Source organism: Pseudomonadota bacterium, from assembly GCA_011049115.1.
In the GTDB taxonomy this organism is placed as follows: Bacteria; Desulfobacterota; Anaeroferrophillalia; order Anaeroferrophillales; family Tharpellaceae; genus DSCM01.
This window is the reverse complement of the sequence record DSCM01000038.1, coordinates 13,255-28,161: the sequence shown is the minus strand read 5'-3', so window position 1 is coordinate 28,161 and position 14,907 is coordinate 13,255. Positions and strand designations below refer to the sequence as shown.

15 protein-coding genes are annotated in these 14,907 nt (G+C 53.2%); 13 read left to right on the top strand and 2 right to left on the bottom strand.

Features of this window, described 5'->3' with window-relative positions; all coding sequences use genetic code 11:
* Nucleotides 1-9: 9 nt before the first annotated feature.
* A complete protein-coding gene (gene bioB, locus ENN66_03610) occupies nucleotides 10-1,056 on the bottom strand; it encodes a biotin synthase BioB (GenBank protein HDS15693.1) in 1,047 nt (348 codons plus the stop codon).
* Nucleotides 1,057-1,071: 15 nt separating this feature from the next.
* On the opposite strand from bioB, the gene ENN66_03605 reads away from it, so the two are divergent.
* A complete protein-coding gene (locus ENN66_03605) occupies nucleotides 1,072-1,680 on the top strand; it encodes an RlmE family RNA methyltransferase (GenBank protein HDS15692.1) in 609 nt (202 codons plus the stop codon).
* Here ENN66_03605 and ENN66_03600 read toward each other — a convergent pair.
* Nucleotides 1,653-2,429 carry a prepilin peptidase gene (locus ENN66_03600; GenBank protein HDS15691.1) on the bottom strand — a complete coding sequence of 259 codons (777 nt, stop codon included), beginning with the start codon at nucleotides 2,427-2,429 and terminating at the stop codon, nucleotides 1,653-1,655. The two genes, ENN66_03605 and ENN66_03600, sit on opposite strands and share 28 nt — an antisense overlap.
* A gap of 359 nt (nucleotides 2,430-2,788) precedes the next feature.
* Between ENN66_03600 and ENN66_03595 the strand changes: the two genes are divergently transcribed.
* The 12 genes from ENN66_03595 to ENN66_03540 all read left to right on the top strand — a co-directional run bounded on the left by ENN66_03595 (nucleotide 2,789) and on the right by ENN66_03540 (nucleotide 14,840).
* Nucleotides 2,789-3,307, top strand: coding sequence for a CarD family transcriptional regulator (locus ENN66_03595; GenBank protein HDS15690.1), 519 nt, complete (start codon nucleotides 2,789-2,791; stop codon nucleotides 3,305-3,307).
* A gap of 243 nt (nucleotides 3,308-3,550) precedes the next feature.
* On the top strand, nucleotides 3,551-4,420 hold the full coding sequence (locus ENN66_03590; protein ID HDS15689.1) for a TRAM domain-containing protein: 870 nt from the start codon (nucleotides 3,551-3,553) through the stop codon (nucleotides 4,418-4,420).
* Nucleotides 4,410-5,651 carry a 2-C-methyl-D-erythritol 2,4-cyclodiphosphate synthase gene (locus ENN66_03585; GenBank protein HDS15688.1) on the top strand — a complete coding sequence of 414 codons (1,242 nt, stop codon included), beginning with the start codon at nucleotides 4,410-4,412 and terminating at the stop codon, nucleotides 5,649-5,651. The genes ENN66_03590 and ENN66_03585 overlap by 11 nt, the downstream gene beginning before the upstream one ends.
* The gene (locus tag ENN66_03580; protein HDS15687.1) at nucleotides 5,648-6,448 is read left to right on the top strand and encodes a hypothetical protein; all 801 of its coding nucleotides are present in this window, start codon (nucleotides 5,648-5,650) and stop codon (nucleotides 6,446-6,448) included. Before ENN66_03585 ends, ENN66_03580 begins: the two co-directional genes overlap by 4 nt.
* Nucleotides 6,445-7,809 carry a hypothetical protein gene (locus ENN66_03575; protein HDS15686.1) on the top strand — a complete coding sequence of 455 codons (1,365 nt, stop codon included), beginning with the start codon at nucleotides 6,445-6,447 and terminating at the stop codon, nucleotides 7,807-7,809. Before ENN66_03580 ends, ENN66_03575 begins: the two co-directional genes overlap by 4 nt.
* 252 nt (nucleotides 7,810-8,061) lie before the next feature.
* Nucleotides 8,062-8,628, top strand: a complete 567-nt coding sequence (gene pal, locus ENN66_03570; protein ID HDS15685.1) for a peptidoglycan-associated lipoprotein Pal — start codon at nucleotides 8,062-8,064, stop codon at nucleotides 8,626-8,628.
* A 545-nt stretch (nucleotides 8,629-9,173) separates the two neighbouring features.
* Complete coding sequence (ybgF, locus tag ENN66_03565; protein HDS15684.1) at nucleotides 9,174-9,986, top strand: tol-pal system protein YbgF; 813 nt, start codon at nucleotides 9,174-9,176, stop codon at nucleotides 9,984-9,986.
* A 179-nt stretch (nucleotides 9,987-10,165) separates the two neighbouring features.
* Nucleotides 10,166-11,233 carry a type IV pilus assembly protein PilM gene (gene pilM, locus ENN66_03560; protein HDS15683.1) on the top strand — a complete coding sequence of 356 codons (1,068 nt, stop codon included), beginning with the start codon at nucleotides 10,166-10,168 and terminating at the stop codon, nucleotides 11,231-11,233.
* Nucleotides 11,230-11,850: a hypothetical protein gene (locus ENN66_03555; GenBank protein ID HDS15682.1), complete on the top strand. Its 621-nt coding sequence runs from the start codon at nucleotides 11,230-11,232 to the stop codon at nucleotides 11,848-11,850. The genes pilM and ENN66_03555 overlap by 4 nt, the downstream gene beginning before the upstream one ends.
* Nucleotides 11,843-12,457, top strand: coding sequence for a pilus assembly protein PilO (locus ENN66_03550; protein HDS15681.1), 615 nt, complete (start codon nucleotides 11,843-11,845; stop codon nucleotides 12,455-12,457). The genes ENN66_03555 and ENN66_03550 overlap by 8 nt, the downstream gene beginning before the upstream one ends.
* Before the next feature lie 4 nt (nucleotides 12,458-12,461).
* Nucleotides 12,462-13,028, top strand: a complete 567-nt coding sequence (locus ENN66_03545; protein ID HDS15680.1) for a hypothetical protein — start codon at nucleotides 12,462-12,464, stop codon at nucleotides 13,026-13,028.
* Nucleotides 13,029-13,067: 39 nt separating this feature from the next.
* Nucleotides 13,068-14,840 carry a type IV pilus secretin family protein gene (locus ENN66_03540; GenBank protein HDS15679.1) on the top strand — a complete coding sequence of 591 codons (1,773 nt, stop codon included), beginning with the start codon at nucleotides 13,068-13,070 and terminating at the stop codon, nucleotides 14,838-14,840.
* Nucleotides 14,841-14,907 lie beyond the last annotated feature (67 nt).

The following is a 14,907-nucleotide window of genomic DNA, read 5'->3' as shown; positions in this document are numbered from 1 at the left end:
CCCCGCCCCTCAAACAAAATCAACCCAAGCCTCCAGCAACCGCCGATCGGCAGACCAGTCCCGACCACTGGTGGTCAGATAATTGCCGACCATCAGGCCATTGGCTCCGGCGGCGAAAATCAATCCCTGAAAATCGCCAAAGGCCTGCTGTCGGCCGCCGCAGATACGAATATCACGGGTGGGGCAAACCAGCCGGAACATGGCGATCGTCAAGAGACTCTGCCAGGGCATCAGGCCGGGTTCATCCGCCAGCGGGGTACCCTGGACCGGCTGCAGAAAATTCAGGGGAATCGAATCCACGCCCAGTTCCCGCAGGGTCAAGGCCAACTCGACCCGCTGTTCCCAGCTTTCACCCAGCCCCATGATACCACCACTGCAGACATATAATCCGGCTTCCTGAGCGATCCTGACCGTGGCCACCGCCTGTTCATAATCGTGAGTGGAGCAAATTTCCGGAAAAAAGCTACGCGCCGTCTCCAGATTATGGTGATAGTGGCGCAGACCGGCCGCCCGATAACGCCGCGCCGTCTCCACTTCGAGAAAACCGAGGGAGGCGCAGGGAGCCATGCCCAGTTCTGAAATGCGGCGCAGCATTTTCTCGATAGCCGCCTGTTCTTTACGGTCCGCAACCGCTGTGCCGCTGGTTACCACGGAAAAATTTTCCACTCCCATCGCCGCCACGATCCGGCCCCGGGCCGCCAATTCCTCGACCTCGATCAGGGGAAAGCTTTCGACTCCGGTATCATAAGAACTCGACTGGGCGCAGAAAGCGCAATCTTCCGGGCATCGTCCCGACTTGGCATTGGTAATCGCGCAGAGCGCAACCTGATCACCGCAATGCTGTTTACACACCCGGCGGCAAAGCGCCAGAAGTTCAAAAAAGGCCGCCCCCCTCAGGCTTCCCAGTCGTCGGGCCGTCTCCTCCGCCAGGCCTTCTCCGGCCAGCAGCCGAGGTAAGGAACTCCGCAGCTCGGCCAACAGCGCTTCCTCTTTCTCATTTTTCTCCAGCAACTTATTTTTCTGCAAAATATCCCTTTCTTTTTTAACTACCGCCATGCTATTTTTCAAAGCATGGCATTTAACCGAAAAGACAGCTATTATCAGAAGGCCAAACGAGAGGGCAAGCGTTCTCGCGCCAACTACAAGATCGAAGAGCTCGATCAGCGCTTTCGAGTCTTCAAAAAAGGCCAGAAAATCCTTGAGCTCGGAGCCGCCCCAGGGGGCTGGATGGAATATATTGCCAGCCGGATCGGCCCCGCCGGCACCATTCTGGGCCTGGATCTGCTACCGATCGCCGAATTGCCTTCACCACCCTGCCAAACCCTGATTGCGGACATCACGGCTCCCGAAACCGGGCCCCGGATAGATGCCCTAGTTCCGGATCGCTTCGCCGGAGCGGTCTCCGATCTGGCCCCCAACCTGACCGGAATCCGGAGCACGGATCAGGCCAACACCCTTGATATCCTGAGCAAGACCCTGAACCTGATCAAACCCCGCCTGCAGCAGAAGGGGTTCTTTATCTGCAAGGTTTTTCATGGCGACGAGCTGAAAGACTTCGAGCTTGAGCTCAAGGCCATTTTCCAGAAGGTCACCCTGGCCAAGCCCAAAGCCAGCCGTAAGACTTCAAGCGAGCTGTATCTCGTGGCCACCGGTTACGCCGGCAGCAGCAACTGCCAGTAAAGTTCAAGCAACCGAGGCCCCCAGAAAAGATAAAGCAACCCCCCGGCCGCAAGAAAGGGGCCGAAGGGAATGGCATAACGACCGTCCCGCTGCCGCCCGATGATCAAAACCAGACCAACCAACGCGCCGCTGACCGAGCTCAGCAGGATAATCGGAAGAAGCGCCCGCCAGCCCAGAAAAGCGCCGAGCAGGGCCAACAGTTTAAGATCGCCCCCACCCATGCCGTCACGGCCGGTACACTGACGGTAGGCGGCAGCCACCGTCCACAGGGAAAGCCAGCCGAAAACGGCGCCCGCGAGCGCCTCCCACCAGAACAGTCCTCCCCACCACCAGGAGCCGAGGAGACCGATAACAATCCCGCTCAGGCTCAGACAATCCGGAATAATCTGGTGATCCAGATCTATAAAGGTAATCGGCACCAGCAGGGAAATCAGCACCAGCGCCCCCAACAGGGCCGGAGAACAACCAAAACGCCAGGCGGCCGCCCCGAAAAGTAAACCGCTCAGGGCCTCAACCAAGGGGTAACGCCAGGCTACGGCCCGGCGGCAGTAAAAACAGCGCCCTCGTAAAAAGAAATAACTGAGCAGCGGCACATTAAGCCACCAGGCCAGCCGGCGACCACAGTCGGGACAATGCGACGGCGGACTGACCACCGATTGCCCTAGAGGAATCCGGTAGATACAGACATTGAAGAAGCTACCGCAGGCTAAACCCAGCAGCCCCGCCGCCAGAACCAGCCCCAAAACCATAAATTTAATCACCTTAAAAAAAATTACAATCCCAGCCGGGCCCGTTCAACCAGCGACCCGGCAAAACAACACAACTGCAAGGGGGATATCAGGCCGTGGCATAACAGGCAGTCGAATAATTAGACAGTTGAATAAATTGCGCCAACATGTTATAAGGGTTCGCAAGCAAGTTTACGCTGAACCTGTCGGCGGAGAAAAGAACCTCCCACCGGACTGGACGACCCGGAAGCGGGCTTGGCCGCCGGGGCATATCACGCCGGCGTTATTTTTGCAAAGGAAAATATATCACCCCTCTTGATAATCCTGCAACCTGCAGTTGCAATAAATCAGGCGCGGCAAACTACGGAATACGGAAAACTATGGGAAAACAGACAAGCGAAGTCTTCAGTATCGGGGACCTGGCGGTCTACCCGGGACATGGTGTCGGCCAGATCAAGTCAATTGAACAGCGTAAAGTTTGCGATGAAACTCAGGATTTCTATATCATGGTGATTCTCGGCAGCAATATCACCATCATGATTCCCAAAAACAACACGACCAATGTCGGCCTGCGGCAACTGGTCAACCATGATGAAATCAAGGAAGTCTACAGCACGCTCAAACGCCGCCGGGTTAAGTTATCCCACCAGACCTGGAACAAACGCTACAAACAATTTCACGACAAGATCAAACGCGGCTCACTTTTCGAGGTGGCCGAGGTCTATCGCGACCTTAACCTGATCAGCGTCAACAAGGAACTTTCTTTCGGCGAAAGAAAGATGATGGAAACCGCTCGCCACCTGATTGTCTCCGAGCTGGCGCGGGCCCGGGCCCTCAAGGAGTGCGAGGTGGAAAAGGAAATCAACGAGATCTTCGCCACGGAAACCAGTGACGACTGACCGGAGGCCCGACCGGAGTTTTCCGGACTTTACCGAGAAATGACGGCCATGTAACGTCGATCCACCCTTAGAAACCAAACCCCAAAACCTCGATCCCGACCGCATCCAACCAAGAGGCTTTCATTGCTCATCTTCCGCACTTTTTTCACCCTGATCACGGCCCTGCTTTCATTTCAGATAGCCCGCGCGGAATTTGGCCGCCTGGATTACGCCTTTGTGGCTTTTTTTATTTCCGCCGCTCTGATGACTTATATATTCTATCTCGTCAGCCGGCTTAAACGGATTCCCCTGCGCACGCTGATGGGGGGCTTTGTCGGCATGATTGTCGGTCTGTTTATCGCCAACCTGCTACTCCGCGGCGCCCCTTTCGTCGACCTTTTCGATAATCCTAGAACCAACTTCTCGCTCTATATCCTGGTTTATTCGCTGCTCGCCTATGTTGCGCTGGAGGTCGGACTTAAGAAAGGTGATGAATTCGACCTGATCCGCGCCCTGATCACCAAAAAACGCGACGAAAGCGAAAAGATAGTCGACACCTCAGTGATTATCGACGGCCGGATCGCCGATGTCTGCGAAACCGGCTTTATCGAAGGCATTCTGATTATTCCTCAGTTCATACTGCATGAGCTACAGATCATCGCCGACTCCCCGGACAGCCTGAAAAGAACCCGAGGACGACGCGGCCTTGACATTCTGAAGCGGATTCAAAACCAGGCTAAGATTCAGATCAACATCACCGATGAGGATTTCCCCCGCATCAAGGAGGTTGACGCCAAGCTGGTCGCCCTGGCCAAGAAAAGAGGGGCGCAGATTCTCACCAATGACTTCAACCTCAACAAGGTTGCCGACCTGCAGGGAATCGAGGTTCTCAACCTGAATCAGCTCGCCGAGGCCCTGAAACCCCTGGTTCTGCCCGGAGAAACCATGGATGTCTTGATCTCCAAGGAAGGCAAGGAATCTATGCAGGGGGTTGCCTATCTGGATGACGGCACGATGGTGGTCGTCGACCACGGACGTGACCTGATCGGCGAAGCCGCTCAGGTCACGGTCACCAGCGTTCTCCAAACCACTGCGGGACGAATGATTTTCGCCAGAAAGAAAAATGACTCCTGATTCAACCAAGGGCTTCGCCATCATTGTCGCGGCCGGCAGCGGCCGGCGTTGTCCGGGGCCCCGGAGCAAGCAGTTTCTCGAACTGGAAAGACGCCCGCTTTATCAATGGAGTCTGGCGACCTTTCAGAACAGTCCGCAAATTGCAGGGATCATCCTGGTCGGTCCAGGCGACGGCCCTCAAACCCTGGAAGATATGCGCCGGGAATGCACCGGCTTCAGCAAGCTGCTCGCGGTCGTCGCGGGCGGCGCCAGCCGCACCGCATCGGTCAGCTGCGGATTCAGCGCCCTGGCCCACCTCAAGCTACCCCCGCAAACTCCGATCCTGGTCCATGATGGCGTTCGGCCTCTGGTCACTCCGGAACTGATCGAGCGGGTTATCCAGAGAGTCGAACCTTACCGAGCGGTCATTCCCTGCACAACCCCCACCGCGACCGTCAAACAACTCTCCGGGGACACGATCACCAAAACCATCGACCGCGATAATCTCGGCCTGGCCCAGACCCCACAGGGAATTTCTTATCAGCTGCTGGGCCAAGCTCTGGACTGGTGGCGCAAGCATCCCCACCCCACGATCACCGACGAAGGTTCGCTGCTGGAAAATCTGGCTCCGGCTCAACGTTGTCGGGTGATCATCACCAAGGTGGACGGCGACCCGGACAACCTTAAAATCACGGTTCCCGGAGATCTTGAACGGGCCCGGATGATCTATCGCCGCCAGTCCGCCGCCCCACCCTACCGACCTCGGATGGCAACCGGATTCGGTTACGATGTCCATGCTTTCGCTGACGGACGCAAGCTCATTCTGGGCGGCATTGAAATAGTAGGACACCCCGGGCTGGCCGGTCATTCCGACGCCGATGTGCTGGTCCACGCTCTCGTCGATGCCCTGCTCGGGGCGGTCGGAGCCGGTGATATCGGTCACCATTTTCCCGACCTCGACCCGGCTTTCAAAAACATGTGTAGTCTTAAGTTTCTGACCCACGCCCTGACCCTGGTCCGAGAACGCGGTTTTTACCTGGAAGCTGCCGATATCACGGTCGTTGCGCAGCGACCTCGGCTGGCCCCACACATTCCCTCCATGCGGGACAACTTACGGGCCTGTATCGGACTCCCCTGCCAGATCAACATCAAGGCCACAACCACTGAAGGGCTTGGCTTTACCGGTCGTGGCGAAGGCATCGCGGCTTACGCGGTGGCCACGGTAAGCGAGCTTCCGCCCTCTACGCCATGACCTTTTTGTGCCATACTTCGCTTATCACCCGGTTTCCTGAACTTTACTCGCGCCTTGCGACCAACTCCGGAAACCGGCTCTGGTATCCGGCTCTCGGACTGTCCCTGGTTTTGCATTTGATCCTGATGCTGCCCCTGCCTGGATTCAAATCCCGGGTTTTTCTTGAACCAGACAATCTGTTCGAAATAAGCCTGATCGACCCCAAGCCAAAAGCCAAACCTGAAACCAAGCCCAAAACGCAACCAGCCCCAGAGCCTGACTTCAAGCGCAAAACCAAAGTCAATATCGATAAAAGTAAGACTCCACCTAAAAAAGAAACAAAGCCGGACAAGGAATCAGCGCTGGCGAAAAAACCGAGCCTCCCCCACAAAAAAACACCGCCGGAAGCCGACCAACTCGCTCCGATCAAAGAACGCCTGGCGCAGCAGCGGGAAGAACAACAACTCCAGCAGATTCGGGAACGCCTGCGCCGTGAGGCCGACCCCAGAAACCAAGCCAGACAAATGACCTTACTCAACGATTACAGCGCCTATCTCACCGCCTGGCTGATGCGGAACTGGCATCTGCCCGAACACCTGCTTAACAGCGGCCTGGAAGCAACCATCAGTCTGACTCTGGATGCTTCCGGTAACCTGCTGCGGCAAAAAGAGGAAAAGCTATCCGGCAACCCGCTTTTTGACTCGGCCATGCGCCAGGCCGTGACCAGGTCCAGCCCTTTTCCTCCTTTTCCAAAGGAACTGCAACTTTTACAGGAAGAATTCAGTGTCAACTTCAACCCTAAAAATCTGAGACCATGACTAGAAAAAATCGAATTCATCAGCTGCGGTCCTGCAAACTGGCTCTATTTTTCGTTTTCGTACTGCTTTGCGCCCTGGTTTTCGACGCGCGGCAAGCGGCGGAAGCCAAGATTTATCTTGAGCTGAACTCTCCCAATCTACGTCGTATTCCCCTGGCGGTCGCCCCGCTGCAACCGCTTTGCGGCTGTGAGCAAGACCAGGAGCTCGCCCACCAGGGTCGCAGGATTCTGCTTGACGACCTCGAATTCTCAACCTTTTTTGAATTGCTTGACGATGCCTCATCCTACCTTGAACCTTCTCAGAGCTGCGGTCTCGTTCCCGGCAGTTTCGATTTCCGTAACTGGTCTTTGATCGGCGCCGAGCTACTGATCAAGACCGGCTATTCTCGCAGCGGCGACCACCTGATTGTTGAATTCCACCTTTACGACACCCTGGCCGGCAAAATGATCATCGGCAAACGTTATCGCGGTCGCGTTCAAGACCTGCGCCTGCTTTTTCACAAGTTCTCCAACCAGACGGTCGAAAGCGTTACCGGCCTGCCCGGCGAGTTTACCTCAAAGATCGCTTTCTGCGGTCGCAATCAGGCAGAGGAGGCCCAGGAACTGTACAGCTGCGACTACGATGGTCATGAACGCCGGCAGATCACGCGCAATCGTTCCATCAATGTTTCCCCGGCCTGGTCCAATGATGCCAACCGCCTGGTTTTCACTTCATACCGACACGGTAATCCTGACCTTTACCTGATTGATTTCATCAAAGGTCGGGAAGAACGCCTGACCAACCGTAAAGGCCTCAACACGGCCGCCGCCTGGTCCACCGACGACCGTCACCTCACCCTGATGCAACGTTATGACGACCACTGCGAGATAACCATTATCGATGCGCTTACCGGAGAAACCCGGCGGCGCCTGACCGAAAGCCCGGCCAATCAGGCGTCTCCCTGTTGGTCCCCGGATAACCGGAAAATCGCCTTTGTCTCTGACCGCGGCGGGTCTCCGCAAATCTATATCACGGCCGTCGAAGGTGAAAATTCCTGGCAACGACTGACCCGCCAGGAGGCTTACAACGCCAGTCCGGACTGGTCGGCTCACAACGACACCATCGTTTTCACCGCCAAGATAGATGGTATCTTCCAAATCTGCACAATCAAACCGGACGGCCGCGCCTACCGACAACTTACTTTCGCCCGAAGTGACTGTGAGGCTCCCAGCTGGTCTCCGAACGGTCGCCATATTCTTTTCACCCAGAAGCTTCAGGGCTTCAGCCAGCTGATGACCATGGACCACCAAGGCCGCGATCTTCGACAACTAACCTTTGACAAGATGGAGAAAAAAAACCCGGCCTGGTCAGCCAACCGCTGAAGTCCGCTCGCCTGCAAACAGAAACCGGAAAAGAGACCACGATCCTCAAAGAAGGAATCTGAGCGGCGGCCATTTTTTTTAAAGAGTTCTCCACAAAACAGCAAATGACCGTCAAATAACCGGGAAAGGATCTTCAAATATCTGTTATTAGCTTGATTTTTTACAATAAAGGCGTTATGAAAAGCATGGATATAATTTAGGCTTGTCCCATAAAGCAACTTAAGAACCCCTATATAAAAAAGGAGTCTCCAAATGAAAGCGGCAAAAGTAGTTCTGGCCCTGGTCCTGACGGCATTTCTAATGTTTGCGGTTACCAGTTGCACCTGTAAGCCCGGCGATCTTGAAGAAGAGAAAATAAGTCAGCCGGAAACGCTCAGTACGCCATCGGTAATTTCGTCGCAAATGGAACAGTCCGAGATTGCCAGGCCAGCAACGATTGCCTCCGCGAGCATCAAGGTCGGCGATCGGGCAGTGGACCTCGGCGATCGGATCTTCCCCATCTATTTTGACTTCGATCGCTCCGAGCTCAGCGGCGAAGCCCGCGAGACCTTGAGTGAACTGGCCCAATGGTTGAAAAACAACCCGAGCATCGTCCTTCGCGTCGACGGCCACTGTGACGAACGTGGCTCGAATGAATACAACCTGGCCCTGGGCGAACGGCGGGCATCCAGCGCGAAAAAATACTTGGTCTATCTCGGCATCGCCCCGGAACGTCTGGAAACCATGAGTTACGGTGAGGAAAAACCTTCCTGCACCGAGGCGAATGAAAGCTGCTGGAGCCGGAATCGGCGCGATGATTTCACTATTATCGCGCGTTAAGCAAGCTCGCTTTGTCAGGTTGTTTTTCGCGCGAAAAACAACCTGACAAAGGCTCTGAAGAGGGCTTAAGCCCCCAAGACACCCCCACCGCATAACATATCAGTGCTGACCTGGTCTTCTCTGTATGAATCCGCCGATCAGTCTGGTTCAGATTCAAGAGCATGGAGCTTGTGCAAAGCCATTAATTTTAGAACCTTACAGGTTATTTTCTTGTTTTTTTCAACATTTTTTTCAACCACAAAAACAAGAAAATGTTAAGTTTCTTCATCGGGTTATCCCCGAAGGGGATGTCCCGATGAAGAAACTTATCCAGCTCTGCTGGGCCTGATAAGAGTACTTATTTGTGACCAAAGGAAATACCTTTAGGTACGGGCCGTGAAGGCCCCCGTTTTGGTTGCGGGATTATACCCGCATTAGATAAACTCGTAACCATACTTGAAAATCGCAACACACAGGATGGCGCAGTAACAGCTCCGCATGCGAGGCGCTCGAAAACTGAGGGCAGGTGGAGTGGTTACGAAGTCGTCAACTTTAGGTGAGCTGGTATGAAATCGTATAGCCGTCACACAGTTTATCTGCTTTTTTTGCTGCCGGCATTTCTCGCCGGTGGATGCGTCAGCACGGATCAGCCCCAGGAACACCAGGCCCTGATCCGACGCCTGACCAACGTAGAACAACAGCAGGCCGCCCTAACCCGGCGAACCTCCAACGAGCTGCAGAAACTTAATGCCGATACCGGTATTCGTCTTGACAACCTCGAAAGGGAGCTGAGGCTTCTGAGCGAAACCGTCGAAGACAGTCTGTCCCGGCCGGTAGAAACCAAAAGCAGTGAACAGATTCAATTTGAAGCTGCTCTCAAAGCCTATGAGGAACGTCTGCAAAAGATCGAAAAAGCTGCAGGTATTTCCACAACGGCAGCGGCCGCGGATTCTCCTCTCCCGGCGAACCCGCAACCCGTTCCCACGATCTTGCCTCAACCCCAGCCCGGAGCCCGGGAAAAGGCCCTCTATGATGATGCCTACGCCAGCTTCAAAAAAGGTGACCTAAAAACCGCACAAGATAAATTCAATAAATTCATCTCCGCCTTTCCGAACAGCAGCTACAAGGTAAACGCCCAATTCTGGATCGGCGAATGTTTCTATAAAGCCAAGGACTATGCCGAAGCGATAATCAAATATGATGAAATCATCGCCAAGCATCCCGATCACCCCAAAGCACCCAGCGCTCTACTGAAGCAGGGTTTTGCTTTTTTAGAATTAGGGGATGCCACTGACGGCAAGCTTATCCTGGAAAAGGTTATCGCCAACTACCCCGAGAGCGAACAGGCCGAAATCGCACGGCGTAAACTGAGCCAATGACGGACGGCAAGAAAACCATCCCCCGGCTTAGACAAGAGACGACCGCTTAATTCAGGCACGGATAATGCTTTCGGAAAATTCGATTCGTGGCTCGGCTTAAGCTCTGAAATGAACGGCCCCACCGGGACGCACCGCCAAGTTACCTAACTGTAACCAACGCCCTGGGAATCATAGCGAAAATGTTATTCAGCAAAAACAAAACCCTGCTGGGTCTGAATATCGGTTCCGGCTACATCAAAATAGTTGAGCTGAAAGACTCCGGCGCAGTCTACACCCTGAAGAATTTCGGCATGGCGGCTTTGCCGGAGGATGCCATCGTTGACGGCACGATCATGGATACCAGCGCCGTCGTCAGCGCCATTAAAAATTTGTCCGCCAACCTCAGAATCAAGAAGAAAAGAGTCTGCACCTCGATCTCAGGCCACGCGGTCATAATAAAAAAGATTTCCCTCCCGAAGGTCGATGAAAACACCATCGAAGAAACCATTTATCAGGAAGCCACCCAGCACATTCCCTACGATATCAGCGACGTCAATCTTGATTTCCAGATTCTCGGCCCCTCCCAGGACAGTCCCGAAAACATGGATATTATCCTGGTCGCCGTCAAAAAAGAGACGATCAACGACTTCTTGCTGCTGGTCGAAGAGGCCGGGTTAGTTCCGGTTGTGGTCGACGTCGATACCTTCGCGCTCGAAAATATCTATGAACATAATTACGAGCACAGTCCCGACAAGTTTGTCGCTCTGGTGGACATCGGCGCCAACCTGACCTGCCTGAACATCGTCGATAACGGCGTCACCCGTTTTTCCCGCAATCTTACCGCTGGCAGCCGCATGATCACAGAACAACTGCAAAAGAAATTTTCTTTGAGCTACGAAAAGGCTGAGCTGCTTAAACTAGGTTGCCCAGATCACTCAATCGGCGACAATCGAGTTGTCATACCGGCCATCACCGAATCATTCTTTCCCCTAATTAACGAAATCACCAAAGTGCTCGACTTTTTTCATAACTCGACCGCCGGAAAACGCATCGACAAAATCATGCTTAGCGGAGGCGGGGTCCGGACCTTTAACCTGCTCGAATCCCTGGAAAAAAGCCTGGGCATCAAAACAGAAATAATCGATCCTTTTCGCAATATAATTATTCCGGAAAAACTTTTCGACCTTGAATACATCAAAGAGATCGCACCGCTGGCGGCAGTGGCTACCGGACTTGCCCTGCGCAAGGATGAGGCCGTACAAAGATGATCAAAATCAACCTTCTTCCTTTCCGGGCCGAGCGCCGCAGAGAATTTGTCCGCAAGCAGCTCTCGATCATGGCGCTGAGTCTGATTTTAGCCCTGGCGGTGATGGGGATCTTGTATTTTCAAATACACAGCCGGGTCACCAGAACCAGGGCGACTCTGACCAAAACCAATCAGCAGATCAAGGCGCTTGAACCGATCGTCAAAAAGATTGAATTCTACAAAAAACAAAAAGAGGACCTCGGCAAAAAAATTTCCGTTATTATCGAGCTTGATCGCAACCGACCCGCTCCGGTGGTTATCCTTGCCGATCTCAATCGTCAGCGGCCGGAAAAACTCTGGTTCATCTCCCTCAAGGAAAACGCTGGGGTCTTGAGCCTAAGCGGGGTTGCAATTGACCATGAAACCATCGTCAGTTTTCTCGAGAACCTGAAGTTGTCCCCCCTTTTAAAAAAGGCCGATCTAGATCTGGTGCGAGCCAGAAAGTTTGAGGGGTTTGAACTAAAGGAGTTTACGATCAATTGCCAGATTGACAGAACTTCCCTGCCTGAAGCTTTGCAGCAAAATAAACCGGAGCCTCAGACTGACGGTTTAAAAATCGAGGGAGTGGATCATGGCTGACCTGAATTTTGCATTCCTGCATAGCTATTCACCCCTCAAGAGATGTTTCATGCTTTTGGGAATACTATTAGTGCTCGCCGCGCTTTTTGTCTATTTCGCCTATCTGCCCAAGCGGAAAGAGGCCGAGAAACTGGAACGCCAACTAAAGGAAGCCCGCGTCAAACTACATCAGACCCAGCAGATCGCAGCTCAATTACCGGATTTTGAAAATGAATTCGCAAACCTGACCATGGCCTTTAAAAAGGCTCTCAATAAACTGCCTGACAACAAGGAAATACCGGCCCTGCTGCTGAAAATCACCAAACTTGGCAAAGACGCGAAACTCAGTTTCAATCTTTTCCAGCCCTTGGCTATCAGGGCCAAGGATTTCTATGCCGAGGTTCCAATCGATATTGAGGTATCCGGAAGCTATCATGCGGTCGGAAATTTTTTCAGTCAGATCTGCGCCATGCCACGCATCGTCAATATTAATAATTTCAGCCTCGGCAACTATCAAGCAGACTCCGATGGCGGTAATATTTTAAAAACTCGTTTTCAGGCCGTAACCTACACTTTTATCGAACAACCGGCGACTCCGGACAGTAAACCGACTAAAAAAAAGAAATAAGCTGATGATGATTTTTTTTCGCCTGCCGCGCCCTTGCCGGTGGCGGCCCATGCTCATAGTGAACGGACTGGCGCTGGTGCTACTGGTCTTCAGTGCGTTCGCAGCACCCCCTGCCAAGCCAACGGCGGGCGACAACCTCTTAAGCCCCGAAAAGCTTGCCTTGCTTGAGGATCATACCTCGGCCTATCAATACGATTCTCTTGGCCGTCCCGATCCGTTTCGCCCTTTCATCGATTTTTCCCAAAGTGAACGATCGATTCCCACAGATACCAGGCTGCCCCTGACTCCCCTAGAAAAATATGCCCTCAATCAGTTCAACCTGGTGGGCATCATCATGGCCGATCCGGGGAACTATGCCCTGGTGGAAGATCCGGAACATGTCGGTTACACGGTCAGAGAAGGCGATAAAATCGGCAATCTGAGCGGCCGCGTGCAGCGGATTCAAGCCAATGAAATCATCATTGAAGAGCCATATCTGGACATTTTTGACCAGGAAAAGCTCCGCACGATCTCAATGAAACTGCACGAGCGCAACAAAGATACTAAAAATTACCTGGTCACCCAGGACTGAAGCAAGCCAGCTAAAGCCCAACACCAACGGAGTTTCCATATGGATTACGCCTTTAATTTAGGCAAAAGAAAGCTTTTATCAATTCTTTTTCTGACCATTGCCGTAATCTGCGCTTTCGCCTTGATTCCTGAACTTGGGGCGGAGGAAAAAGAAGTTATTTCCCTGCAGTCCGGGGCACAGGAGGAAGTTGAATTACGCTTTCAAACCAGCCACCGGAATGAAATTGTCTACGAAATATTCACCCTGGACAATCCGGCCCGCCTGGTTATTGATTTTCCGAACGCCTTTTACAAAGCGCCCGACACCGACGTCGACGCATGGCTACAACATAGCGGATACAAGCGCCTGCGTTTTGTCAACCACCCGGAAAAAGCCAGAATCGTCCTTGATTCCAGCTTTTCCACCCTGTCGCCATTCAGCATACAGTCCCGGGGCAGAGAACTTCGACTGCTGCTGAAACCGGTCGAAACTGAGGAAACCCTCCCTGCTGCTTCCGAAAAATCCGCACGCAACAACCCCGGAAGCAAAGCTTCCGGGGTTGAACACATGCTGTCCAATCCCAACCTGCCGATCACGGTAGATTTCAAAGGAACCGACATTCAGAATGTTTTTCGTTTTCTCGCCGAAATCAACCACCTCAATGTAGTCATGGGAGATGATGTCAACGGGACCGTAACCCTGCGTCTGAAAGACGTCCCCTGGAAACAGGTCATGAATATTGTCCTGAAAACCCGGCAACTGGGCATGGAACAGGATCACAATGTGATCCGCATTGCCCCGCTTGAGGTCTTCAACAAGGAACATCTGGCCAGGGAAGAGCGGAAACGGACTCTGGCAGAAAGCCGTAAAACCGAAGAAGATATTCAGCCAACAACGATGAAAATTCTGAAAGTCAACTTCGCCAGCATTGATGAGGTCGCCGATAAGATCAGAAACACGATCACCAGCGACCGCGGCAAGGTGGAAACCGATCCGCGCACCAACTCGCTGATTATCAACGACATTCAGGATCGAATTATTCGAGCCGAAAACCTGTTGCGCGAGCTTGATGAACCGGTACGGCAAGTCATGATTGAAGCCAAGATCGTAAAAGTCGAGCGCAGATCAGCCCGTGAACTGGGCGTGCAATGGGGTGGGGCCTGGAACAACCGCAGCAATGATCGTTATTACGGCCTTTCTGGCAATAATACCCTGGGCAATACCGGTCTGCCGGCGGTCGGAGACGGCGCCAGTCCAGATTTAGCCAGCTCTTACGCAGTCAATCTGCCGGCCACCAGCCTGAACAGCGGTATCGGTCTAATCTTCGGCAAAATCGACAAATATAATCTTAACGTCAAGCTTTCGGCCATGCAGGGCCGGGGCGACGCCCATATTCTTTCCAGCCCCAAGGTTCTGGCTCTAAACCAACATTCGGCCCGCATCGGACAAGGGCAGGAGATTCCCTATCAGACCACCTCTCAGGAAGGAACCACGACTGAGTTCAAAAAGGCGGAATTAAGCCTTGAAGTAACCCCGACGATCACCAACAACGCCATGGTCTCCATGGAAGTCGTCGTCAGCAAGGACTCCAAGGGTGAAAACACCCCCGACGGACCCGCCATCAATACCCAGACCATTACCACGTCACTGCTGCTTAGCGACGGCGAAACCGCGGTGGTCGGCGGGATTATCGAAAGCAGCAAGAGCAAAGATAATGACAGTGTTCCGGTGCTCGGCCATATTCCTCTGTTTGGCTGGCTGTTCAAACATGACTACAGCGACACCGAGCAAACTGAACTGATGATCTTCATTACACCGAAGATCATCAAATAAAAAACCATATAATTATTGAGCTCCGGGTGCTGCTGAAGCTGATTTTCCTCCCCTTCACTGACGCTAA